At 52.4% G+C, this 23,411-nt stretch carries 27 protein-coding genes; 13 read left to right on the top strand and 14 right to left on the bottom strand.

What is annotated here, in order from left to right:
• Window positions 1-112 precede the first annotated feature (112 nt).
• Complete coding sequence (locus ACLBVC_RS17795) at window positions 113-1,312, top strand: lactonase family protein (RefSeq protein WP_410150726.1); 1,200 nt, start codon at window positions 113-115, stop codon at window positions 1,310-1,312.
• A gap of 110 nt (window positions 1,313-1,422) precedes the next feature.
• On the top strand, window positions 1,423-3,342 hold the full coding sequence (locus ACLBVC_RS17800) for a BglG family transcription antiterminator (protein ID WP_410150727.1): 1,920 nt from the start codon (window positions 1,423-1,425) through the stop codon (window positions 3,340-3,342).
• Window positions 3,343-3,475: 133 nt separating this feature from the next.
• On the opposite strand, the gene npr is transcribed toward ACLBVC_RS17800, so the two are convergent.
• The 11 genes from npr to ACLBVC_RS17855 all read right to left on the bottom strand — a co-directional run bounded on the left by npr (window position 3,476) and on the right by ACLBVC_RS17855 (window position 11,490).
• Window positions 3,476-3,748: a PTS phosphocarrier protein NPr gene (npr, locus tag ACLBVC_RS17805; RefSeq protein ID WP_056776243.1), complete on the bottom strand. Its 273-nt coding sequence runs from the start codon at window positions 3,746-3,748 to the stop codon at window positions 3,476-3,478.
• A complete protein-coding gene (gene rapZ, locus ACLBVC_RS17810; protein ID WP_101074959.1) occupies window positions 3,745-4,599 on the bottom strand; it encodes an RNase adapter RapZ in 855 nt (284 codons plus the stop codon). Before rapZ ends, npr begins: the two co-directional genes overlap by 4 nt.
• 67 nt (window positions 4,600-4,666) lie before the next feature.
• On the bottom strand, window positions 4,667-5,137 hold the full coding sequence (gene ptsN, locus ACLBVC_RS17815) for a PTS IIA-like nitrogen regulatory protein PtsN (protein ID WP_152327340.1): 471 nt from the start codon (window positions 5,135-5,137) through the stop codon (window positions 4,667-4,669).
• A 109-nt stretch (window positions 5,138-5,246) separates the two neighbouring features.
• Window positions 5,247-5,534: a ribosome hibernation promoting factor gene (hpf, locus tag ACLBVC_RS17820; protein ID WP_013577259.1), complete on the bottom strand. Its 288-nt coding sequence runs from the start codon at window positions 5,532-5,534 to the stop codon at window positions 5,247-5,249.
• A 23-nt stretch (window positions 5,535-5,557) separates the two neighbouring features.
• A complete protein-coding gene (gene rpoN / locus ACLBVC_RS17825; RefSeq protein WP_195815541.1) occupies window positions 5,558-6,991 on the bottom strand; it encodes an RNA polymerase factor sigma-54 in 1,434 nt (477 codons plus the stop codon).
• Window positions 6,992-7,090: 99 nt separating this feature from the next.
• Complete coding sequence (lptB, locus tag ACLBVC_RS17830) at window positions 7,091-7,816, bottom strand: LPS export ABC transporter ATP-binding protein (RefSeq protein WP_195815542.1); 726 nt, start codon at window positions 7,814-7,816, stop codon at window positions 7,091-7,093.
• A gap of 6 nt (window positions 7,817-7,822) precedes the next feature.
• Window positions 7,823-8,380, bottom strand: a complete 558-nt coding sequence (gene lptA / locus ACLBVC_RS17835; protein WP_152327338.1) for a lipopolysaccharide ABC transporter substrate-binding protein LptA — start codon at window positions 8,378-8,380, stop codon at window positions 7,823-7,825.
• Window positions 8,358-8,927, bottom strand: coding sequence for an LPS export ABC transporter periplasmic protein LptC (gene lptC / locus ACLBVC_RS17840; RefSeq protein WP_410150728.1), 570 nt, complete (start codon window positions 8,925-8,927; stop codon window positions 8,358-8,360). The genes lptA and lptC overlap by 23 nt, the downstream gene beginning before the upstream one ends.
• Window positions 8,924-9,490, bottom strand: coding sequence for a 3-deoxy-manno-octulosonate-8-phosphatase KdsC (kdsC, locus tag ACLBVC_RS17845; protein ID WP_410150729.1), 567 nt, complete (start codon window positions 9,488-9,490; stop codon window positions 8,924-8,926). The genes lptC and kdsC overlap by 4 nt, the downstream gene beginning before the upstream one ends.
• Before the next feature lie 16 nt (window positions 9,491-9,506).
• Complete coding sequence (gene kdsD, locus ACLBVC_RS17850) at window positions 9,507-10,493, bottom strand: arabinose-5-phosphate isomerase KdsD (RefSeq protein ID WP_410150730.1); 987 nt, start codon at window positions 10,491-10,493, stop codon at window positions 9,507-9,509.
• Window positions 10,494-10,512: 19 nt separating this feature from the next.
• Entirely contained in the window at window positions 10,513-11,490 is a 978-nt protein-coding gene (locus tag ACLBVC_RS17855) for a calcium/sodium antiporter (protein ID WP_410150731.1), read from the bottom strand.
• Between the two features lie 307 nt (window positions 11,491-11,797).
• Here ACLBVC_RS17855 and mlaF point away from each other — a divergent pair, with 307 nt between their 5' ends.
• The 7 genes from mlaF to murA all read left to right on the top strand — a co-directional run bounded on the left by mlaF (window position 11,798) and on the right by murA (window position 16,686).
• Entirely contained in the window at window positions 11,798-12,601 is an 804-nt protein-coding gene (mlaF, locus tag ACLBVC_RS17860) for a phospholipid ABC transporter ATP-binding protein MlaF (protein ID WP_195815547.1), read from the top strand.
• A gap of 10 nt (window positions 12,602-12,611) precedes the next feature.
• On the top strand, window positions 12,612-13,394 hold the full coding sequence (mlaE, locus tag ACLBVC_RS17865; protein WP_152327332.1) for a lipid asymmetry maintenance ABC transporter permease subunit MlaE: 783 nt from the start codon (window positions 12,612-12,614) through the stop codon (window positions 13,392-13,394).
• A gap of 3 nt (window positions 13,395-13,397) precedes the next feature.
• Window positions 13,398-13,964, top strand: coding sequence for an outer membrane lipid asymmetry maintenance protein MlaD (gene mlaD / locus ACLBVC_RS17870; RefSeq protein WP_410150732.1), 567 nt, complete (start codon window positions 13,398-13,400; stop codon window positions 13,962-13,964).
• Window positions 13,965-14,005: 41 nt separating this feature from the next.
• Window positions 14,006-14,638 carry a phospholipid-binding protein MlaC gene (mlaC, locus tag ACLBVC_RS17875; RefSeq protein ID WP_410150733.1) on the top strand — a complete coding sequence of 211 codons (633 nt, stop codon included), beginning with the start codon at window positions 14,006-14,008 and terminating at the stop codon, window positions 14,636-14,638.
• Window positions 14,638-14,946 carry a lipid asymmetry maintenance protein MlaB gene (mlaB, locus tag ACLBVC_RS17880; RefSeq protein ID WP_195815549.1) on the top strand — a complete coding sequence of 103 codons (309 nt, stop codon included), beginning with the start codon at window positions 14,638-14,640 and terminating at the stop codon, window positions 14,944-14,946. Before mlaC ends, mlaB begins: the two co-directional genes overlap by 1 nt.
• 160 nt (window positions 14,947-15,106) lie before the next feature.
• A complete protein-coding gene (ibaG, locus tag ACLBVC_RS17885; protein WP_013577246.1) occupies window positions 15,107-15,361 on the top strand; it encodes a BolA family iron metabolism protein IbaG in 255 nt (84 codons plus the stop codon).
• A 65-nt stretch (window positions 15,362-15,426) separates the two neighbouring features.
• The gene (gene murA / locus ACLBVC_RS17890) at window positions 15,427-16,686 is read left to right on the top strand and encodes a UDP-N-acetylglucosamine 1-carboxyvinyltransferase (protein ID WP_195815550.1); all 1,260 of its coding nucleotides are present in this window, start codon (window positions 15,427-15,429) and stop codon (window positions 16,684-16,686) included.
• An 81-nt stretch (window positions 16,687-16,767) separates the two neighbouring features.
• Here the strand turns inward: murA and degS are convergent, their stop codons facing one another.
• The 3 genes from degS to zapG all read right to left on the bottom strand — a co-directional run bounded on the left by degS (window position 16,768) and on the right by zapG (window position 19,850).
• The gene (gene degS / locus ACLBVC_RS17895; protein WP_195815551.1) at window positions 16,768-17,835 is read right to left on the bottom strand and encodes an outer membrane-stress sensor serine endopeptidase DegS; all 1,068 of its coding nucleotides are present in this window, start codon (window positions 17,833-17,835) and stop codon (window positions 16,768-16,770) included.
• An 87-nt stretch (window positions 17,836-17,922) separates the two neighbouring features.
• Window positions 17,923-19,290, bottom strand: a complete 1,368-nt coding sequence (degQ, locus tag ACLBVC_RS17900; RefSeq protein ID WP_410150791.1) for a serine endoprotease DegQ — start codon at window positions 19,288-19,290, stop codon at window positions 17,923-17,925.
• 158 nt (window positions 19,291-19,448) lie between these two features.
• On the bottom strand, window positions 19,449-19,850 hold the full coding sequence (gene zapG / locus ACLBVC_RS17905) for a Z-ring associated protein ZapG (protein ID WP_013577242.1): 402 nt from the start codon (window positions 19,848-19,850) through the stop codon (window positions 19,449-19,451).
• Between the two features lie 286 nt (window positions 19,851-20,136).
• On the opposite strand from zapG, the gene zapE reads away from it, so the two are divergent.
• The 4 genes from zapE (at window position 20,137) to sspA (ending at window position 23,408) form a co-directional block, all read left to right on the top strand.
• A complete protein-coding gene (gene zapE / locus ACLBVC_RS17910; protein WP_410150734.1) occupies window positions 20,137-21,276 on the top strand; it encodes a cell division protein ZapE in 1,140 nt (379 codons plus the stop codon).
• A gap of 318 nt (window positions 21,277-21,594) precedes the next feature.
• On the top strand, window positions 21,595-22,023 hold the full coding sequence (gene rplM / locus ACLBVC_RS17915; protein WP_013577239.1) for a 50S ribosomal protein L13: 429 nt from the start codon (window positions 21,595-21,597) through the stop codon (window positions 22,021-22,023).
• Window positions 22,024-22,039: 16 nt separating this feature from the next.
• Entirely contained in the window at window positions 22,040-22,432 is a 393-nt protein-coding gene (gene rpsI, locus ACLBVC_RS17920; protein WP_013577238.1) for a 30S ribosomal protein S9, read from the top strand.
• 334 nt (window positions 22,433-22,766) lie between these two features.
• Complete coding sequence (sspA, locus tag ACLBVC_RS17925) at window positions 22,767-23,408, top strand: stringent starvation protein SspA (protein ID WP_104924272.1); 642 nt, start codon at window positions 22,767-22,769, stop codon at window positions 23,406-23,408.
• The last annotated feature ends 3 nt before the right edge of the window (window positions 23,409-23,411 follow it).

Below are 23,411 nucleotides of genomic sequence, written 5' to 3' on the forward strand. Positions count from 1 at the left end.
TGATCTTTCCTGCGCGGTAAGCCGTCTGCGCGGTTAAACACTCAGCGTCCTTCATCCCCTGAACGGGCGCTGAGCCTCTCGATTGTCTGACAACCCCGGTTTGAGGAAATGTATGAGAAACTGGTTTCTGATTTCAGGTTTAACCTCCGCGATGCTGGCCGTCTCAGCCATGCCGCTCTACGCAGCAGAAAAAACAATGAATTCCACAACGCCACATTTCGCGTATGTCGGCACTTACAACCCCAACGGGGAAGGTGTCTACCGCTTTAAGTTCGATCCTAAAACTGGCGCGCTGAGCGATAAAACGCTCGCCAGCCAGTTGCCAAACCAGGCACAGATGGTGCTCAGCCACGACGGTAAAACGCTGTTTATTGGCAGTGAAATTGATCATTACAACGGCGGCAAGCACGGCGCGGTCGCGGCCTACCGGATTTCGCCTGAAGACGGCAGCTTGACGCTGATCAATCAGGTGGATTCGCAGGGCGCGGGACCGGTGTATTTGTCCCTTACGCCAAAAGGCGACCATCTGCTGGTGGCTAATTACATCAGCGGCGTGGTCGCGGTATTCCCCGTGGATGCCAGCGGCAAGCTGAGCGAGGCCAGCAACAGCCAGCAGGATTCCGGTCCGGCAGGCGCGGGTAAACCTGCGGCCGCAGCGGAAGGCAGTTTTGCCATCAGCGACCATAACGGCCCGCATGCGCACATGATCGCCACTGATCCTTCCGGCAAATTCGTGTTCTCCACCGATCTGGGGCTGGATCGGATTTATCAGTGGAAGCTCAACGGTGAAACTGGCGTGCTCGAAGCCAACGATCCGCCGTTCATTAAGGCCTCTTCGGAAGGTGCCGGACCGCGTCATTTCGTGTTTCATCCGAACGGCAAAGTCGTTTTCCTGATCAACGAGGAAGCTTCGACGCTGACCAGCTATCGTTTTGACGCCGCAAAAGGCACGCTGACCGAGCTGCACAGCCTGTCCACGCTACCGACTGGTTTCAAAGGCACTAACTTCGCCGCGGGCATTATGCTGAGCAAAGACGGTAAACATCTGTACGTTGCTAATCGTCTGCACAACAGCATCGCGCAAATCAACGTGACCGGTGAAGGTGCGATGACCTGGATCGGGGAAACCTGGACCCGTGGTGATTATCCGCGCACGCTCACTTTGTCACCGGACGGCAAATATATTTACGCAATGAATCAACGAAGCGATAACATCACCACATTCAAGGTATCAGCGGAAAGCGGCAAGCTGACGTTTGTTGATGGCTATGTGGCCGTCGGCAGTCCGTCGCAGATGGTGATCGCGCCCTGACATTATGCCGCGCTAAAACCAAACCCCATCCCCGCCTTCCCCTTCTGAAAAGGGAAGGGAACCGCAGCTGGTTTCCGGGGATGGGAAAATCGAAATGATATGGAAGAATAATGGTGAGATTTCCCAATCAACGGCTGGCGCAATTGTTTGATGCGCTCCAGACCGAAACCCTGCCTCAGGATGAGCTGGCAAAACGTCTGGCGGTATCGACAAGAACGGTGCGCGCTGACATCACTGCACTGAATGAAATCATTGCCGGTTACGGCGCGACGTTTGTTCACAGCAGGGGCAGCGGATATCAGCTGCGCATCGATGATGCGGCGCTGTTTTCGTCCTTACAGCAATCAACGCAACGCAAACCGAACCCGACGCCGCGCACTGCCGCCGGACGGGTGAAGACGTTGCTGATCCGCTTTTTGACCTCAGCTTTTTCATTAAAGCTGGAAGATCTGGCCGATGAATGGTTTGTCAGCCGGGGAACCCTGCAAAATGATATGGCTGAGGTGAGGGAGCATCTGGCGCGCTATCACCTGAATATCGAAACCAAACCGCGATACGGCATGAAACTGTTCGGCGCAGAGCTGGCGATCCGCGCCTGTCTGACCGATTTGTTGTTTCAGCTGGATGCCGAGGAACAGACCAATCCGCTGCTTAAGGCCGAAAGCCTCGAGCCGGAAGCGTTAGTTCCGCTGACGCGTTTTATGCATCAGTTGCTGACGCAGTCTTCCATTCAGCTGACGGATGAAGGCGAGCAGTATCTGATCCTCTATTGCGCCGTGGCGATTAAACGCATTACCGGCGGTTATCCGCTGACAGATTTTGATGCCGAAGACGGTGATCCGGCGGTGAAGCAGGTTTCTGTGCGGCTGGCGGCGGAGCTGAAAAATCTGGTCGGTAAGGAAATTCCCGCTTCGGAAGAGGCGTATTTGCGGGTGAATATCGCCGCGCGCCGGGTCCAGCAGATTTTGCCGACGGACATTAACGCCGACGACGATGAATCGCTGGTCGATTACATTCTTTCGTACATTAACTCGCACTATAACTATGATTTGCAGGGCGATAAGCAGCTGCGAGCGGATCTGCTGACGCACATCAAAACCATGATTACGCGGGTGAAATACCAGATTAATATCCCCAATCCGCTGCTGAGTAATATCAAACAGCATTATCCGATGGCGTATGACGTCACGCTGGCGGCGGTCTCAAGCTGGGGCAAATACACGCCGTACACGCTGAGCGAGAATGAAATTGGCTTTCTGGTGCTGCATATCGGCGTCGGGTTGGAGCGACATTACAACATCGGCTACCAGCGCCATCCGCAGGTCATGCTGGTCTGCGATACCGGTAATTCGACCATCCGCATGATTCAGGCGCAGATTAACCGCAAATATCCGCAACTGGTGATGAAGCAGATTGTGTCGCTGCGCGATTATGAGCAGCTGGAATACATCGACGAAGATTTTATTATTTCCAACGCCCGCATTACTGAGAAGAATAAACCGGTGGTGGTGTTGTCGCCGTTCCCGACGGAATACCAGATGGAGCAGCTCGGCAAGCTGGTGCTGGTCGACCGCACCCGGCCTTATATGCTGGAAAAATTCTTCGACGAAAAACATTTCATGATCGTCAATGAGCCGATGACTCAGGCGGAGCTTTTCCGCCATGTCTGCTCGCAGCTTGAAGCAGAAGGGTATGTCGATCAGGCGTTTTATCCGTCGGTGGTGGAGCGTGAGGAGATTGTCTCGACCATGCTGGGCGAAGGTATTGCGCTGCCGCACTCGCTGGGTTTGCTGGCGAAGAAAACCGTGGTGATCACGCTGCTATCGCCGCAGGGTATTGCCTGGGGCGAAGGAGAAACAGCGCACGTGATTTTCCTGCTGGCGATTAGCAAGGCAGATTACGAAGAGGCGATGGCGATTTACGATTTGTTCGTGACGTTTGTGCGGGAGCGATCGATGAGCCGTCTGTTGAGCAGTGAGAATTTTGAAAGCTTCAAGGCCATTGCGATCGATTGCCTTTCACGAATTTAAAATCTTACTTAACCCAAAATAGTTCGAGTTGCAGGAAGGCGGCAAACGAAGGAGTCCCGATGAGCTTACACGAGTAAGTGATTCGGGTGACTGAGCGCAGCCAACGCACCTGCAACTTGAAATATGACGGGGATTAATCCTCGTCGAAACCGGAGTTGATGAGATTAACGACGGCGGTCAGCGCCTGTTCTTCGTCGGGGCCGGTGGCTTCGATTTCAATCTGCTGGCCTTTCGGGGAATCCAGCATCAGCAATGCAATCACACTGCTGGCTTCCGCCTCAATGCCTGTGCCGTTGCGCAGCATCACTTCTGACTCAAAGCTCTGCACCAGTTCAAATAACTTCATCGCCGGACGGGCATGCATCCCTAACCGGTTTTTGATTTCTACCGTTTGTTTAACCGTCATGATTTGCGTTTTTCCAGCGTGCGATGGCGGGACTGGACGTTCTTCCCACGGGAACGGAAATAGTCAGCCAGTTGTTCTGCGATATACACCGAGCGGTGCTTACCGCCGGTACAGCCAATGGCGACGGTCAGATAGCTGCGGTTGTTGGTTTCCAGTGCGGGCAGCCATTGTTCGAGGTAGCTGCGGGTCTGGTAGATAAAGTTATGCACTTCGGTATGACGGTCGAGGAACGCCGCGACCGGTTTGTCGAGGCCGGTCATCGGACGCAGTTTCGGATCCCAGTGCGGGTTCGGCAGGAAACGCACGTCGAAAACGTAATCCGCATCAATCGGAATACCGTGTTTAAAACCAAAGGATTCAAAGACCATCGTCAGTTCACGTTCGCGTTTGCCCAGCAGGCGCGTACGCAGCATTTCAGCCAGTTCGTGAACGGACATCTCGGAGGTGTCGATGATCAGATCCGCAGAAGAGCGCAAAGGCTCCAGCAAATCGGCTTCTTCATCGATTGCACTTTCAAGGGACAGGTTTTTGCTGGAAAGCGGGTGCAGACGACGGGTGTCGCTGTAACGGCGGATCAGGGTATTACGGTCAGCGTCGAGGAATAGCAGCTGTGGCGAGAAGCTTTCCGGTAGCTGTGACATCGCATGCTCATAAACTTCCGGTGTTTCTGGCATGTTGCGAACGTCAATGCTGACGGCCGCAGACGTATTGCGTTCAACAAGGGTCTGGGCGAGCTGCGGCAACAACACCACCGGCAGGTTATCCACACAGTAAAAACCCATGTCTTCCAATGCCCTTAGGGCAACCGACTTCCCGGAACCGGAACGGCCGCTGACAATCATCAGCACCATGGTGTCACTCCCCTGGCATTCAGTGTTCAGAATTCATTTTCCCGGCGCGCAACCGGGAATCAGTAATTTATTCGTTTTCAGTCATTATCTGGAACAGTTCTTCGTCACTTTGCGCTCCGCGCAGACGACGACATACCCCTTTATCCGCCAGTTTTTTGGCGACTAAAGACAAGGTATGTAAATGGGTTTTACATTGATCTGCCGGAACCAGCAAGGCAAAAAGTAAATCCACAGGCTGATTATCAATAGCGTCAAAAGCAATCGGCTGTTCAAGCTGAATGAATACCCCGACAGCACGTAAAGTGTCTTCTTCCAGCTTTCCGTGCGGAATGGCGATCCCGGCACCGATCCCGGTGCTGCCCATGCGTTCACGGGTCAAAATGGCGTCAAAAATCACCTGCGGTGATAAATTTAGCTGTTTGGCCGCCAGCTCACTGATGATTTCCAGTGCGCGTTTTTTGCTGGCGCAATGAACGCCGCTTTTGGTGCATTCGGCATTAAGCACCGACGTTAATTGCATTGCAGTATCGTTAATCATGTCATCTTCACTTTGGCGCTGTTTCACCCTTAAAGCTATATCGGCTCGTTTCCCGAAGGTCACAAGCCGATGCCCGAAGGTTTGTAGCACAGGGTTGGCTACATGAATGTCAGTGCTGTTTCAGTTTGTCTTTGTGCTTGTTCAGCTGGCGGGCCAGTTTATCAACCAGGCCGTCAATTGCCGCGTACATATCCTGATGCTCCGAGGTGGCATGCAACTCGCCTCCGTTCACATGCAAAGTGGCTTCCGCTACTTTTTGCACCTTTTCAACGCTCAACACCACATACACCTGATTTATCCGGTCGAAATATTGCTCAAGCTTGGCCAGCTTCGACGTGATGAATTCTCTCAGGGGATCCGTGATCTCAATGTGATGTCCGGTAATGTTGAGCTGCATAATGTCTTCCTTCTCTGTTGAGGTCAAACTAACTGTTTACGCTGGTTTGAGGGCGGGATGGACAAAGACTCTCGGTATTTGGCGACAGTCCGTCGCGCCACCATAATTCCCTGATCGGAAAGGAGGGTGGCTAACTTACTGTCACTGAGCGGTTTTACAGGATTCTCCGCGGCGATTAATTTCTTCACCAGCGCCCGGATTGCGGTTGACGATGCCTCGCCGCCGCTGTCTGTACTGACATGGCTGGAGAAAAAATACTTCAGTTCGAAAATGCCACGCGGGCTGTGCAGAAACTTCTGCGTCGTCACACGTGAAATCGTCGATTCATGCATTTCCACGGCACTGGCGATATCCGCCAACACCATGGGTTTCATAAATTCTTCACCTAACTCAAAGAACGCCTGCTGCTGCTCCACGATGCAGCGCGTCACTTTCAGCAGCGTATCGTTGCGGCTTTCCAGGCTTTTGATCAGCCATTTGGCTTCCTGCAAATTGCTACGGATGAACTGTCCGTCGCTGTCGCTGCGTGCGGAGTTCCCCATCGCGGCGTATTGCTGGTTGATCTTCAAACGCGGAATGCTGTCGGAGTTCAGTTCTACCGTCCAGACACCTGATACTTTTCGCACCAGCACATCGGGGATCACATATTCGGATTCACCGGTGTTAATCGACTGGCCCGGACGCGGATCAAGAGACTGAATCAGAAGCATCGCTCCTTTCAGTGTATCTTCTTTTAGCCGGGTTGAACGCATAAGTGCGCGGAAATCATGGTTCGCCAGCAAATCCAGATGTTCGCTGATAATCAGGCGTGCTTCGGTGATGAAAGGCGTGTCTGTGGCGTACTGCGAAAGCTGGATCAACAGGCAGTCACGCAGGTCACGCGCTGCTACACCGACCGGGTCAAAACGCTGAACGCGTTTTAAAACGGCTTCGACTTCGTCCATGCTGACGTTGTCGTCACCAATGCTTTCGAGGATGTCGTCAAGGGAAACGGTCAGATAACCGGTATCGTCTACCGCATCGACAATGGATGTCGCAATCGCGGCATCGGTGTCGGAAAACGGCGTCAGCTCCACTTGCCACATCAGGTAATCCTGAAGCGTCTGCGTGGTTTCACCCTGATAAATTGGCAGCTCGTCGTCGCTGTAATCGTTGCCGGTGCCGGAAGGTGTACCAGCGGTATAAATCTCGTCCCAAGTGGCGTCCAGCGGCAGCTCTTCGGGCATGTCTTTCTGCTCGAGCGCTTCGCGTGTATCTAATGCTTCGTTGTCGGTGGCTTCTACCGAATCGATTTCATCATGAAGGTCGGTTTGTTCCAGCAGAGGGTTGCTCTCCAGCGCGAGTTGGATCTCCTGTTGGAGCTCAAGCGTGGACAGTTGCAACAGGCGGATGGCCTGTTGTAACTGAGGAGTCATTGCCAGTTGTTGGCTGAGTCTGAGTTGCAAACCTTGCTTCATATCTTGGTTTTATTTCCGTTGATTACAAACTGAGTAACTTCTGTCTGAGACCGCCCGTCAGACTTTAGGTCAAAACGGGCACGGTTCCGGCGGCACAGATCACAGACGGAATTCTTCACCAAGATAAACGCGTTTAACCTGTTCATCAGCAAGAATGTCGGCTGGCGTGCCGTGGGCGATCAATTTGCCCTGACTGACGATATAGGCACGCTCACAAACGTCGAGAGTTTCACGAACGTTGTGGTCAGTGATCAGTACGCCGAGGCCGCTGTCACGCAAATGCTCAATGATTTTTTTGATGTCGATGACGGAGATCGGGTCAACCCCGGCGAACGGTTCATCCAGCAGGATAAACTTAGGATTCGCTGCCAGCGCGCGGGCAATCTCTACACGGCGGCGTTCACCACCGGACAAGGACTGACCGAGGTTATCGCGCAAATGGGAAATATGGAACTCTTCCATTAACTCATTGGCGCGATCGTTACGCTGCTCTTTGGTCAGGTCATCGCGGATTTGCAACACGGCCATCAGGTTATCAAACACGCTGAGACGGCGGAAGATGGAGGCTTCCTGCGGAAGATAGCCAATGCCGCGACGGGCGCGGGTATGCAATGGCAAAAGGCTGATGTCTTCATCATCAACGATAATACGGCCTGCATCGCGCTGCACAATCCCGACGACCATGTAAAAGGTGGTAGTTTTACCCGCACCGTTTGGCCCCAGCAAGCCGACGATTTCTCCTGAATTGACATTCAGGCTGACATCTTCAACGACCTTGCGGCCTTTGTATGCCTTGGCCAGATTCTCTGCGATTAATTTTGCCATAAAATATCAGTTACTCTTTTTGGTCGGCTGGCCGCCCGCGGCAGGCGTTTTTTGTTGGAGCTGCGAAGGAACCAGAACGGTCGTCACACGGTTGCCTTTATCACTGAAGGCTTCCATTTGCTGTTTCTGCACCAGATAAGTAATACGGTCGCCTTTCACGTTGCTGTCGAGCTGTTCAAGGTACGCGTTACCGGTCAGGGTCACGAGATCGTTTTCCACTTCATAGCGGACTTTCTGCGCATGGCCTTTCACTGGCTTGCCGTTGTCCTGCATCTGGTAAAACGTCACCGGATTACCGTAACCTTCCACCACTTCTTTACCGGAAACGCCCTGAGGACGGATCACGACCACTTTATCGGCTTTAACCTGAATGGTGCCCTGATTGACCACGACGTTACCGGTGAAGGTGGCCGTGTTGGTGTTCACATCCAGTGCCTGATTGGCCGAATCAATGGTGATCGGTTTCGTCGTGTCATCTTTTAAGGCGAAGGCCGGAATACTCACGGCTAACAACGAGCTGACGATCAGGAGATCACGGATTTTATTTTTTGCTTTGAATTTCATAAGAGGTCGTTACCTTTTCGATCAGCTGTGCTGTCTTATCACGCAGATTACCGCGCATTTTCATGCCGTTAGATGTAAAACCTGTGCCATAAAGCGTTACTTCATCGTCTGAGGCAACGTCCTGTGTCGTCAGGTTAACCTGGGCATTATCCGTTTTGATTCTTTGAAGCTGTGACGTCTCAGGCGTCAGGCTGTCCGCCTGCACATGCCCGTAAAGATACAGCATCTTATCCTGAGTCAACTTGGCTTTATCAGAACGCAGCACCCAGGTGGGTGTTTTATTCTTGTCATACATGGTCGCGACCGGGTTGGTAAACCACGTCACCTGATCGGTGGTGTAGTATTTTACCTGGTCTGAAACCAGTTTATACGTCAGGCTGCCCGTCGGGTCATACACCATCGTGACCGTGTGGGATGTCTGGTAAGTCGGGTCCTGATCGTTAACCGCCTGCGGAGCGTCATCGCTGCTGTCAGACAATGACCAGCCCACCAGAATCAGAACGATGGCCGTCAGAATAAGGATAATCCAAAGTTTTGTTTTGCTCATATCGACAGCCCTTTGGCGTCCTCCAGCTTGCCCTGCGCCAGCAGAATCAAATCACACAATTCGCGCACGGCGCCACGTCCGCCGGCGATGCGGGTAACGTAATCGGCCTTCGGCAACAGGATCGGATGTGCATCATGAACCGCCACGGAAAGACCCACTTCAGCCATGACCGGCCAGTCAATGAGGTCATCACCGATATAGGCCACTTCTTCGGCCCGCAATGACAGTGTATCTAACAGTTCGCGGAAGGCCAAAAGCTTATCCGATTGCCCCTGATACAAGTGGCGGATACCAAGGGTTTTAGCGCGATCTTCCAGTAATTTCGCATTACGGCCTGTAATAATCGCGACCTCAATGTCAGATGTCAGCAGGCAACGGATGCCGTAACCGTCGCGGACGTTAAAACTTTTCAGCTCTTCTCCCTGATTTCCCATATAGATCAGGCCGTCGGACATGACGCCATCCACATCGCAAATCAGCAGGCGAACGGCTTTGGCGCGTTCCAGCACGTGGGCGCTGACCGGACCGTAGCAGGTCTCCACCAGGGCTGCGCTATTACTCATTCGGGCTATTCCTCAATTAAACTACGCCAGCGCGCAGCATATCGTGCATATGTAACACACCTAACAACTGGTCACCATCAGCAACCATCACGCAGGTAATGTGTTTTTCCTGCATCAGATTCAGTGCGTCAACCGCCAGAAGCGAAGGGCGAACGCGGATCCCGCCGGTCGTCATCACATCGGCAATCGCCGCATTATTAATGTTCACGCCCATATCAAAGATGCGGCGTAAATCACCATCGGTAAAGATCCCTTCGATTTTCATCAAATCGTTGCAGATGACTGTCATGCCCAGATTTTTGCGGGTGATTTCCAGCAGGGCATCGCGCAAAGAAGCTTCACGGCTGACGTGCGGGATTTCATCGCCGGTGTGCATAATATCGCTGACGCGTAATAAGAGCTTACGACCCAGTGCTCCGCCGGGGTGTGACAGGGCGAAATCTTCAGGGGTGAATCCTCGGGCTTCAAGCAGCGCTACGGCGAGCGCATCGCCCATCACCAAAACAGCGGTGGTGCTACTGGTCGGTGCCAGACCCAGCGGGCAGGCTTCTTTCGGCACACGGACGCAAAGATGCACATCGGCGGCTTTGCCCATCGTACTTTCCGGATTGGACGTCATGCAGATAAGCGTAATGCTCAGCCGTTTCAATACCGGGATTAGCCCCAGAATTTCATGCGCCTCACCGGAGTTGGAAATCAGAATGACGATATCCTGCTTCGAGACCATACCCAGATCGCCGTGACTGGCTTCGCCCGGATGGACAAAAAATGCCGGCGTGCCGGTACTGGCAAACGTGGCGGCCATTTTTCGGCCAATATGGCCAGATTTGCCCATTCCCATCACGACGACTTTTCCGGTACAGGCGAAGATTTTTTCGCATGCACGGGTAAAGTCACCGTTAATATATTGATCTAACTGCTCAAGTCCTTCACGTTCTGTTTTCAGCACATCACGCCCGACGGACTGGAAATCAAAGTCGGAGGCAAAGGTAATGTTAGCCATAGTCAGTTCCTGACAGAGTTCAGAAAGCAATGCTGTCCGGTAACAGGAACAGCACAGCCATATAGGCGATAAACCCACACAGTAATAATGCCCCGGCAAGGTGCCCGATCCGGTGTTTGCGCATCAGGCACAGGCCGGAAAGCACCACGCTGACTGCCAGCATCACCCAGTAATCGCGGTGAAACGCATCCGGATTGAAAGAGCCCGGAGCCACCAGCGCGGGTAATCCCAGCACCAGACAGGTGTTAAAAATATTGGCACCGATGATATTACCCAGCGCGATATCATCTTCACCTTTAATTGCCCCGGCGATAAAGGTCGCCAGTTCCGGCAGGCTGGTACCGATGGCAATGACCGTCAGGCCAATCACCAGTTCGCTGACGCCAAAATACCGTGCAATCACTGTACTGTTGTCGACAATCATCCCCGACGCCAGCGGCATGATGATAAAGCCCAGTGCCAGCCACAGAAATGCCACTGTGTTGCTGCTGTCTTGCGGAAGCTCTGACATTTGCTCGTACGTCAGCGTGTCCAGCCCCTCTTTTTCAGCCGCGCGGGCGATTTTTATCATCAGCAGGATAAACGCGGCGGCACTGGCCAGCAGTAAAACGCCATCCAGCCGGCTGAGTTCGCCGTCGCTGAGCAGAAAACCACACAACGCTGTGACCAGTAACAATAGAGGGAGTTCGCGGCGTAATATATCAGAACGAACGGAAAGTGGATGAATCAGGGCGGCGCCGCCCAAAATCAGAAGAATATTAATGATATTCGAACCAATTGCGTTTCCAACGGCCAAATCCATTTGATCGTTGATGGCGGCGGTGGTGGAAACCACCAGTTCAGGCAGTGATATGCCCACGCCGACAACGGTCATGCCAATCACCAGTGGAGGCATACCCAGAGAGCGTGCCAGCACAGCGGCTCCGTACACCAGACGATCGGCGGCGTAAACAAGCAGTAACAGGCCGACAATCATCAGTACGATAGCGAGAAGCATGAAACATCCTTTATTGGGTATAATGCGAGGTTCGTTGCCTTGAAAGGCAGGCGATTCCTTCGTCAACATGAGCTAAGGCAACATTTTGTCTGAAAACGTGGCCAGCAGGTTCCTGTATGTTAGACGATGAAGGCTTTTAATTTAAAATGGTAATTCGTTGATTTTGACCGTCTGTGACGGAAAAGTAAATCGATGGCAACTTTGGTAACGAAAGCGGGGTAAGTTTTTGTAAAAATACCAAAGTTATACGACGCCCCACCCGGGTCAGACGTATTCTTAGCGAAAGCATTCCGAAGGGATAAACTGAATGAGTCAAAGCGAATCGAATCTGGTTGAGATCAAAGGCATGAGTTTTGTGCGCGGCGATCGTCCCATTTTCGAAGAGATAAACATGACCGTGCCGAAAGGCAAAGTCACCGCCATTATGGGGCCTTCGGGGATCGGTAAAACGACGCTCCTGCGTCTTATCGGCGGCCAGCTTACGCCGGATAAAGGTGAAATCTGGTTTGACGGAGACAACATTCCTGCGCTGTCACGCCGCAAGCTCTACGAATCACGCAAAAAAATGAGCATGCTGTTTCAGTCCGGTGCATTGTTTACCGACCTCAATGTGTTCGAAAATGTCGCGTTCCCGCTGCGCGAGCACAGTAAATTGCCTGAGGCATTACTGCGCAGTACCGTGACCATGAAGCTCGAAGCCGTCGGGCTGCGCGGTGCCGGTGAACTGATGCCGGCGGAATTATCCGGCGGCATGGCGCGTCGTGTCGCGCTGGCGCGTGCCATTGCGCTTGATCCTGAACTCATCATGTTCGATGAGCCTTTTGTGGGGCAGGACCCGATCACGATGGGCGTGCTGGTCAAACTGATCGACGAGTTAAACCATGCGTTGGGCGTGACCTGCATCGTGGTCTCTCATGACGTTCCTGAAGTGCTGAGCATTGCGGATTACGCGTATATTGTTGCAGCACAACATGTTATTGCTGAAGGAACGCCTGAGGAGCTGCAAAATAATCCTGATCCTCGGGTTCGCCAGTTCCTTGATGGTATTGCCGATGGACCGGTTCCTTTCCGTTTCCCTGCCGGTGATTACAAAACCGAGCTGCTCGGATGATGGAGTACCCATGTTAATTAAGGCATTAGCCTCAGTAGGACGCAGCGGCATAAACACCTGTGCGTCCTTTGGCCGTGCCGGTTTAATGCTCTTCCGGGCATTAGTCGGTAAGCCGCAATTTGCCAAGCAATGGCCGCTGCTGATAAAGCAGCTTTACAGCGTTGGCGTGCTTTCTCTGTTAATCATTCTGGTTTCCGGGCTGTTCATCGGCATGGTTCTGGGCTTGCAGGGATACCTCATTTTGACCACGTACAGTGCCGAAGCCAGTCTGGGCATGATGGTGGCGCTGTCGCTGTTGCGTGAACTTGGCCCGGTCGTGACCGCACTGCTGTTTGCCGGGCGCGCGGGTTCTGCGTTAACCGCTGAACTGGGTCTGATGAAAGCCACTGAGCAAATCTCCAGCCTGGAAATGATGGCGATTGATCCGCTGCGCCGCGTTGTGGCACCGCGCTTCTGGGCTGGTCTGATTTCCATGCCTCTGCTGACGGCGATTTTCGTTGCTGTCGGGATTTGGGGCGGTTCACTGGTTGGCGTGGACTGGAAAGGTATCGACAGCGGTTTCTTCTGGTCTGCGATGCAAACTGCCGTAGACTGGCGGACAGATCTGCTTAACTGCCTGATTAAAAGCCTTGTTTTCGCTATCACCGTGACCTGGATTGCGTTGTTCAATGGCTATGATGCGATCCCGACATCCGAAGGGATCAGCCGGGCAACGACACGTACTGTGGTGCATTCGTCACTGGCGGTGCTGGGATTGGATTTTGTGCTGACAGCACTGATGTTTGGAAACTAAACCATGCAAACGAAAAAGAGTGAGATTTGGGTTGGCGCATTTTTAATCATCGCATTGATCGCGGTGGTTTTTTTGTGCCTCAAAGTGGCTGACATCCGTTCTATCGGTTCGGATCCGACTTACCGTATTTCTGCGGACTTCGACAATATCGGCGGCCTGAAAAGCGGCTCACCGGTGAAAGTCGGTGGTGTGGTGATCGGTCGTGTCAGCAGCATTACGCTGGATAAAAATTATTCTCCGCGTGTTGAAATGGATATCGACCAGAAATACAACCAGATCCCAAGCACCAGTACACTGGCTATCCGTACCTCGGGTTTACTGGGTGAACAATTCCTGGCGCTGAACATTGGATTTGAAGACCCGGAGATGGGAACGACTATCCTTAAAAATGGTGGCGTCATTCAGGACACGAAATCTGCACTGGTACTCGAAGACCTGATTGGCCAGTTCCTTTACAAGAGCGGCGACGGCAAGGCTGACCCTGATGCAACGGCTGCTCCTGCAGCATCTGAAGGGAATGCTGCACCTGCACCTGACGCTAATACGGCGCCACAGCCGGCTGCCCATTAAGAATTGCCATCACGGATTCTCCATAAAAGAGGAAAATAAGTATGTTTAAACGTTTAGTGATCGCTGCACTGCTGGTGGTTATGGCTCCGCTGGCCAACGCCGCTGTGGACAAAACCAACCCTTACAGCGTAATGAATGAAGCGGCGAACAAAACCTTCACCCGTCTGAAAACCGAACAGCCGAAAATCAAGCAGGATCCTAACTACCTGCGCCAGATCGTTCGTGATGAATTGCTGCCGTATGTGCAAGTCAAATATGCCGGTGCGCTGGTATTAGGCCGCTATTACCAACAGGCAACGCCTGCACAACGTGACGCATACTTTGCGGCGTTCTCTGAATATTTGCAGCAGGCCTATGGTCAGGCACTGGCGATGTACAACGGCCAGAGCTACACCGTGCAGCCTGAACAGTCTTATGCGGACAAAGATATCATCGCTATCCGCGTCACCATCACCGATCCCAATGGTCGTCCGCCAGTACGTCTGGATTTCCAGTGGCGTAAAAACAGCCGCACCGGTGAATGGCAGGCATATGACATGATCGCAGAAGGCGTGAGCATGATTTCGACCAAGCAGAACGAGTGGGCAGACATCCTGCGTCAGAAGGGTATTGATGGCCTGACTGCCCGTCTGAAACAAGCAGCTGCTCAGCCGATCACTCTGGATAAGCAATAATGAGTGAAGCTCTGCGCTGGGAATCGCAGCCGCCGCGACTGACCTTGCAGGGTGAGTTGGATCGCGAAACGCTGGTGGCTTTCTGGGATGCGCGTAAAAAACTGATGTCCGGCGTGACCACTCTGGACGTGTCCGGCCTGGAACGCGTGGATTCTTCGGGCCTGGCGCTGTTAGTGCATCTGCGTGAAGAAGCCAGTCAGCAGGGTAGTTCGCTGACCATCGCGGGCATTACCGACCGGCTGCATACGCTGATTGCTTTGTATAATCTTCAGGACATTATCCCGACTGACTCACTGGCAAATAAGTGAACAGTTACGGGAGGTTAGGCGGCGTGATGTAAATCGTTGCCTTAATGTCCATAAAGCCCCTGTGCGAAACTCTTCCTCAGGGGCTTTTTCGTGGTTTAAGATTTGGTCCGATCCCTATAAGATATCGGGCTGTTATGATTCTTCAGAAGAATAGATCCCTATGGAAACAAGTGAAATTAAAGACGTGCTGATGAACGCATTGGCACTGGATGAAGCCCACATTACTGGCGATGGCAGTCATTTTCAGGCCATTGTCGTTGGTGCGATGTTTGATGGCATGAGCCGCGTGAAAAAACAGCAGACCGTTTACGCCCCGCTGATGGAATACATCGCCGACAATCGAATTCATGCGCTGTCTATTAAGGCTTATACCCCGGAAGAATGGGCGCGTGACCGTAAACTGAGCGGTTTATAAGACTGCCGGAGCGCCGGCAGCTTCCTCGTATTTAATCAGAGTTGAAATTTAAGAGAGCAGTCATAATGGATAAATTTCGTGTACAGGGTGGGACTCGTCTGAGCGGCGAAGTTACTATCTCTGGTGCAAAAAATGCCGCACTTCCTATTTTGTTTGCCGCACTGCTTGCTGAGGAACCTGTTGAACTCCAGAACGTTCCTCACCTGAAAGACATCGATACCACCATCAAATTACTGAGCCAGTTAGGCACCAAAATCGAACGCAACGGGTCTGTGTTCGTGGATGCCAGCGCGGTAAACGAGTTTTGCGCGCCGTATGATCTGGTGAAAACCATGCGTGCCTCCATCTGGGCTCTCGGTCCTCTGGTGGCGCGTTTTGGTCGTGGTGAAGTTTCCTTGCCGGGCGGCTGTGCGATTGGCGCACGTCCTGTTGACCTGCACATTACCGGCCTGGAACAACTCGGCGCGACCATCGTGCTGGAAGAAGGTTATGTGAAAGCGTCCGTTGATGGCCGTCTGAAAGGCGCACACATCGTGATGGACAAAGTCAGCGTGGGCGCGACCGTAACCATCATGAGCGCTGCGACGCTGGCGGAAGGCACGACCATTATTGAAAACGCCGCGCGTGAGCCAGAAATTGTCGATACCGCTAATTTCCTTAACACGCTGGGTGCAAAAATCACCGGCGCGGGCACCGATAAGATCACCATCGAAGGCGTCGCCCGTCTGGGTGGCGGTGTTTACCGTGTTGTTCCTGACCGCATCGAAACCGGGACTTTCCTGGTTGCAGCGGCCATTTCCGGTGGCAAAATTACCTGCCGTGAAGCCCGTCCTGACACGCTGGATGCCGTACTGGCAAAACTGCGTGAAGCCGGCGCCGATATCGAAGTGGGCGAGGACTGGATCAGTCTCGACATGCATGGCAAACGCGCTAAAGCAGTCAATTTCCGTACCGCGCCGCATCCGGGCTTCCCGACCGATATGCAGGCACAATTCAGTCTGCTGAATCTGGTTGCGGAAGGTACCGGTGTGATTACCGAAACTATCTTCGAAAACCGCTTCATGCACATCCCAGAGCTTATCCGTATGGGCGCGCATGCTGAAATTGAAGGCAGCACACTGATTTGCCACGGCGTTGAAAAACTGTCTGGCGCACAGGTGATGGCGACTGATTTACGTGCCTCTGCCAGCCTGGTTCTGGCCGGTTGTATCGCAGAAGGCGTGACCGTCGTTGACCGTATTTATCACATCGATCGTGGCTACGAGCGCATCGAAGATAAACTGCGTCAGCTCGGCGCTAAAATCGAGCGTTTCAAAGGCGAATAATTTTTACGCCGCACGCAATAAAAAAGCCGGAAGGGGAAACCTTTCCGGCTTTTTTCGTTATCTGTTCAGCGGTTACGGGAATCAGTGTTCAGGATATTCCTGCACGGTGACCTGTAACGTCAGCTTCTGCCCGTTACGCATAATCTCAACCGGAATCACCGTACCAGGGCGAACCTCGGCCACCTGATCCATGGTTTCGATGGCGGAAATTGCAGGCTTATTGTTCACGTTAACAATCACATCGCTGACCTGCATTCCCGCATTCGCCGCCGGGCCGTTAGCCGTTACTTCGTTAACAACAATTCCCTGAATATGATCCAGCCCGCTGTTCGGCCCGTGCAGTGGCGAAACTTCACGCCCGCTGATACCGATATACCCGCGAATGACGCGACCATCGCGGATGAGTTTGCCCATCACCTTGGTCGCCAGCGCGGTCGGGATAGCAAAGCCGATACCTTCCGGCGTTGCGCCGTCGTTGCTCTGGTCAAAGGACAGGGTATTGATGCCCATTAGCTCACCCAATGAGTTGACCAACGCACCGCCGGAGTTCCCCTGGTTGATTGATGCATCGGTTTGCAGGAAATTCTGACGACCGGAAGGGCTCAGGCCGATACGACCGGTGGCGCTGATAATGCCCTGTGTCACGGTCTGACCGAGGTTGTAGGGGTTGCCGATCGCCATGACCACATCGCCAACGTGCGGCGTTCTGCGCGGGTTAATCGGAATTACGGGCAAGTTGCCTGCGTTGATTTTCAGAACGGCCAGATCGGTCAGGCTGTCTGAACCCACCAGCAGGGCTTCAAAAACGCGGCCATCCTGCAGGGCAACAATAATCTGGTCGGCATTATTCACCACATGTTTGTTGGTAAGGATATAACCGTTGTCATTCATGATTACGCCGGAACCCAACGTGCGGATCGCCAGTTCGTTTTGCGAACTGTTGCCCATATTGCGGTTGTATACGTTCACAACCGCAGGCGCCGCATGACGGACACCGCCGTTAAAGCTGACAGGTTGTTCGCTGTCCTGATTGAAATTACGGTTAAATATCGGTTCTGAGATGTTTTTACGCAACATAGGGACCGCCGCCAGCAAAATGCCGGCAACAATCAGGCCGATAACAGCAGATCTCAATAGCTTAACAAACATGGATATATGGGATGCGAGAGGAAAAGTGACTGAAGGATAGCATGAGTTAATCGGACGCAGCAGCATCTGCGTCCGATTTTCAACGTATTACGGCATGAATAAATAGATATTTTGACCTTTACGCAAAATACTCAGCGCGATCAGATCGGGTTTGCTTTCGAGGATTTTGCGGAATGCAACCAGATTCTCGAGAGGCTCACGGTTTACGCCGATAATGACATCGTCTTTCTCAAGGCCGATCTGATCCGCTGGCGTGCCTTTTTTCACGTCATCGACATGAACGCCTTTGGTGTTTTTATCGGTCGGATCACTCAGCGTGACACCCTGAAGTGCCGGATTGAGTTTCTCAATGCTGACTTCCACCGCCGGGCTTTTATCCAGTGTGACGCTGACGGTCATTGGTTTGCCGTCGCGCAATAAACCGATTTGCATGATGACGCCCGGCCCCGCGGTTCCGACTTTCGCCCGCAATTCAGCGAAACTGCTCAGGTTTTTGCCTTGCAACGTCACCAGCACGTCACCGGATTTAATGCCCGCTTTCGACGCAGCAGAATCAGGCAGAACTTCATTGACGAAAGCCCCGCGCTGGCTGTCGAGCTTAAATGCCTGCGCCAGTTCTGGTGTCATTTCGCTGCCACGAATCCCCAGCAGACCGCGCTTCACTTCGCCGAATTCGATCAGCTGATGGCTGAGATTTTTGGCCATGTTAACCGGAATGGCAAAACCGATACCGACGCTGCCGCCCTGCGAAGAAATAATGGCGGTGTTGATGCCAATCAGTTCACCTTTCAGGTCAAGCAAAGCGCCGCCGGAGTTACCGCGGTTAATCGAGGCATCGGTCTGGATGAAGTTTTCCAGCCCTTCAAGATTCAGGCCACTGCGCCCGAGCGCTGAAACAATGCCAGATGTGACGGTTTGGCCGAGGCCAAACGGGTTACCCACGGCAATCGCAAAATCGCCGACGCGCAGATTGTCGGAATCTGCCATCGTAATTTGGGTCAGATTTTTGGCATCAATCAGCTGGATCACGGCAATGTCTGACTGATCGTCTTTGCCGATCAGCTTGGCTTTATATTCGCGGCCATCGTTGAGCTGAACGCTGATTTTATCGGCGTTATTCACCACATGGTTGTTGGTGAGCACGTAGCCTTTTGCCGCATCAATAATCACGCCGGAACCCAGCCCTTCGAAAGGCTGCGGCCCGGTATTCGGCTCAGGATCTTGCTGACCGAAGAAGAATTTATATTCCGGAGGAACGTCTGCACTCGGTGGCTGAGTACCGGAAACCTGAACGCCAACCACGGCGGGCAGCACTTTCTCAAGCACCGGAGCCAGGCTGGGCAGGGGTTGTCCCTGAACTTCCATAGGTAAAGCAGCATTCGCCATAGGCACAGAAGCGAAAGTTAATCCAAGGCTAACAGCTAACACACTGAGCAAAAATGACTTTTTCTTCATCACGATAACTCTCTCGCTTTCTGTAATGGACGTCAGTTATGGACAATAGAACAGTGATTCACAGCACGGGAAGGATCAGGTCAGGAGAACGGCACATGCATGAAACATGCGCCGTTATAAGCACCGGTGCAGTGGACCGCACCGGTTAATGACGTCTTTTATTTACGAACAGGACGTTCGCCGCGCAACAGACCTGATGCGCCGTCAGAATAATCGCGTGGCATCTGAACCGGAACCTGATCGTTATCGGCTTCAGACCCTGTCAGACGGTAGTTGAACGGATTATCCTGCTCAGGCATATCCGGCAGCAAGTTGTTAGAGCTTTTTGCCATATGCTGATAAAGCTGTCGGTAATCAGTCGCCATGTTATCCAGCAACTCGGCGCTGCGGGCAAAGTGGCCCACCAGTTCCTGACGATACTCATCGAGTTCTGCTTTGCTTTTCTCCAGCTCGTTTTTCATGACTTGTTGATCACGTAATTTACGATTACCAAAGCGCATCGCCACCGCACCAATCGCGATACCGACCACTAATCCAATGAGTGCATACTCCCAGGTCATAATGACTCCTATTTTGACTTCGTTGTCCCGCAGGGCTTTTTCACGTAACTTTTATGAGTTAACTTTTTTTGACAATAGTTTTAACGTAATTGTCACACGAATTCGTCATGCAATAGCTCCACTATAACCGTTAACCTTGTCAGAGTGGAATGCTGCCGGGAAAATCACTGCCTCCTGTCGTTTTTTTTCATACACAGACAGCAGGGAAATGCGGCGAACCCACGGCAAAAAAGCAGCTAAACAACGTGAAAAACTTAAAATTTTTTTCTCAGGGACGTTAACTACGATGCAACCCAAATCACCCCTTACCCTTTATCAGAGTGCAGTTGATGCCGGTGAGTTCCAGCCGGATGCCGTTCAGAAGCAGGCCGTAGCTCAGCTGGATGTTATTTATCAGGCACTTTCCTCTCTGCCAGCGGCGGCGCCTGCCACGGCAGCACGCAGTAGCTTGCTGGGGCGCCTGTTCGGCAAAGCGCCGATGAAAACGACCCAACGCCCGGTTCAGGGCCTTTATATGTGGGGCGGCGTCGGGCGCGGTAAAACCTGGCTGATGGATTTGTTTTTCCACAGTCTGCCCGGCGAACGTAAACTGCGCCTGCACTTCCACCGCTTTATGCTGCGTGTGCATGAAGAACTGACGCAGCTTCAGGGGCAGGAAGATCCGCTGGAAGTGATCGCGGATAAATTCAAAGCCGAAACTGATGTTCTGTGTTTCGACGAGTTTTTTGTCTCGGATATTACCGATGCGATGCTGCTGGCGACGCTGTTACAGGCGCTATTTGCGCGCGGTATCACGCTGATTGCGACGTCTAACATTCCGCCTGATCAGTTGTACCGTAACGGGTTGCAGCGCGCGCGTTTCCTGCCTGCCATCGATCTGATTAAAGAATACTGTGACGTGCTGAATGTGGATGCGGGCATTGATTATCGTCTGCGCACATTAACGCAGGCGAATTTGTGGTTGTCTCCGGCGGGCCCGGAAGCGACGGTGGCGATGCAAAGCATGCTGGATAAATTGACCGGCAATCACAGCGGAGATTCCGGTGCAGAACCGGTCATGTTGGAAGTAAATCACCGTCCGTTGCAGGGGCTAGCGGCGGTAGACGGCGTACTGGCGGTAGAATTCCATACATTATGTGAAGAGGCGCGGAGCCAGCTCGACTACATTGCGCTGTCGAAAATTTATCACAGCGTATTGCTGCACAACGTTCCGGTGATGGCCGCTGACAGCGAGAATGCGGCGCGGCGTTTTCTGGCGCTGGTTGATGAGTTCTATGAACGTCATGTGAAACTGGTGATTTCAGCGGCAGTGCCGATGTTTGAGATTTATCAGGGCGAACGGCTGAAGTTTGAATATCAGCGCTGTCTCTCGCGTCTTCAGGAGATGCAAAGCGAGGAATATCTCAAACGCCCGCATTTGCCGTGATTTTAGGTTGATTATTATTTGTTCGATTTGTGATATAAAAGCGTTTGTCATTTTTGCAAAGCTAACCCTTCAGGCGACTTGAGGGAAATCTTTCTTTTTGTCGAAAAAGGGTTCGATCTTTGCAGAGGACTTCTCTATAATCTTGCGACCCCACGTTACTACAAAGTTTTTTTCCCGAAACTTTATAAGTGCCAGCATTGGCTATTCGAAGGGGTAGGTTTGCTGGACGATGGTCGTGTGAACCTCAAATACTTATTTTATAAACAAGTAAGCGTTCGGGTGTTCGCCAACGTGTAACTTTAATTGGGTAAGCTTTTAATGAAAACTTTTACAGCTAAACCGGAAACCGTACAACGTGACTGGTTCGTAGTTGACGCTACCGGCAAGACCTTAGGTCGCCTGGCCACTGAACTGGCCCGCCGTCTGCGTGGCAAACATAAAGCGGAATACACTCCGCACGTTGATACTGGTGATTACATCATCGTTCTGAACGCAGAAAAAGTTGCTGTAACCGGCAACAAGCGTAACGACAAGATTTATTATCATCACACCGGCCACATCGGTGGTATCAAGCAAGCGACCTTTGAAGAGATGATCGCTCGCCGTCCTGAACGCGTGATCGAGCTCGCGGTTAAAGGCATGTTGCCAAAGGGCCCGCTGGGTCGTGCAATGTACCGTAAAATGAAAGTTTACGCGGGTAACGAGCACACTCATGCGGCGCAACAACCGCAAGTTCTTGACATTTAATTCGGGATTATAGGCAATGGCTGAAAATCAATACTACGGCACTGGTCGCCGCAAAAGCTCCGCCGCTCGTGTTTTCATCAAACCGGGTAGTGGTAACATCGTAATTAACCAGCGTAGCCTGGAACAGTACTTTGGTCGTGAAACTGCCCGCATGGTAGTTCGTCAACCACTGGAACTGGTCGACATGGTTGAGAAATTCGACCTGTACATCACCGTTAAAGGTGGTGGTATCTCCGGTCAAGCTGGTGCTATCCGTCACGGTATCACCCGTGCACTGATGGAATATGACGAAAATCTGCGTGGCGAACTGCGTAAAGCAGGCTTCGTTACTCGCGATGCTCGTCAGGTTGAACGTAAGAAAGTCGGTCTGCGTAAAGCACGTCGTCGTCCTCAGTTCTCCAAACGTTAATTTTCTGCTGCTTACGCAGCTCAGTGCTTCGGCACGAAAATCAGCGTCAAAAACCCGGTGTTTCACCGGGTTTTTTTATGCCCGCTATTCCGGTTTTTCGGAAGAAAAGATCTCCTGACACACAATTCACCATGAAATCGTCTCAGCGTCCCCCACAGCGTGCGTAAAATCTGGTAAACTATCACACACTTTTGTGCCTATTCGCCGAGCAGTTGACGTTGCCGCGCTTCCTGGCTGGGTTCGCCTTGCCAATGGTTGTCTATGAAACTACGGGACAAAAACTGCAGGCTGGCGATAACTCGCTGTAATATTCTAGATAAACTTGGAGGTTTTCATGGCTGTCGCTGCCAACAAACGTTCGGTAATGACGCTGTTTTCCGGCCCGACCGACATTTTTAGCCATCAAGTACGTATCGTACTGGCGGAGAAAGGTGTCAGTGTCGAGATCGAGCAGGTTGAGATGGATCACCTGCCGCAGGATCTTATTGACCTCAACCCTTATCGCACCGTGCCAACGCTGGTCGATCGTGAGCTGACGCTGTTCGAATCCCGCATCATCATGGAATATCTTGATGAGCGTTTCCCGCATCCACCACTGATGCCGGTTTATCCGGTTGCCCGTGGCGAGAGCCGTCTGATGATGCACCGCATCGAAAACGACTGGTATTCTCTGATGCGTCAAATCGAGCAAGGTTCGGCGACCGAAGCGGACGCCGCGCGAAAACAACTTCGCGAAGAGTTGCTGGCGATTGCGCCAATCTTCTCCTACATGCCTTACTTCAAAAGCGAAGAGTTCAGCCTGGTCGATTGCTACCTGGCTCCGCTGCTGTGGCGTTTGCCAGAGCTGGGCATCGAGCTGTCAGGTGCCGGTTCTAAAGAGCTGAAAGGTTATATGACTCGCGTCTTTGAGCGTGATGCATTCCTGGCTTCCCTGACCGAACCCGAGCGCGAAATGCGTTTGCATACCCGAGGTTAAGGT

It is taken from the genome of Rahnella selenatireducens, from assembly GCF_046449555.1.
GTDB lineage: Bacteria > Pseudomonadota > Gammaproteobacteria > Enterobacterales > Enterobacteriaceae > Rahnella > Rahnella selenatireducens.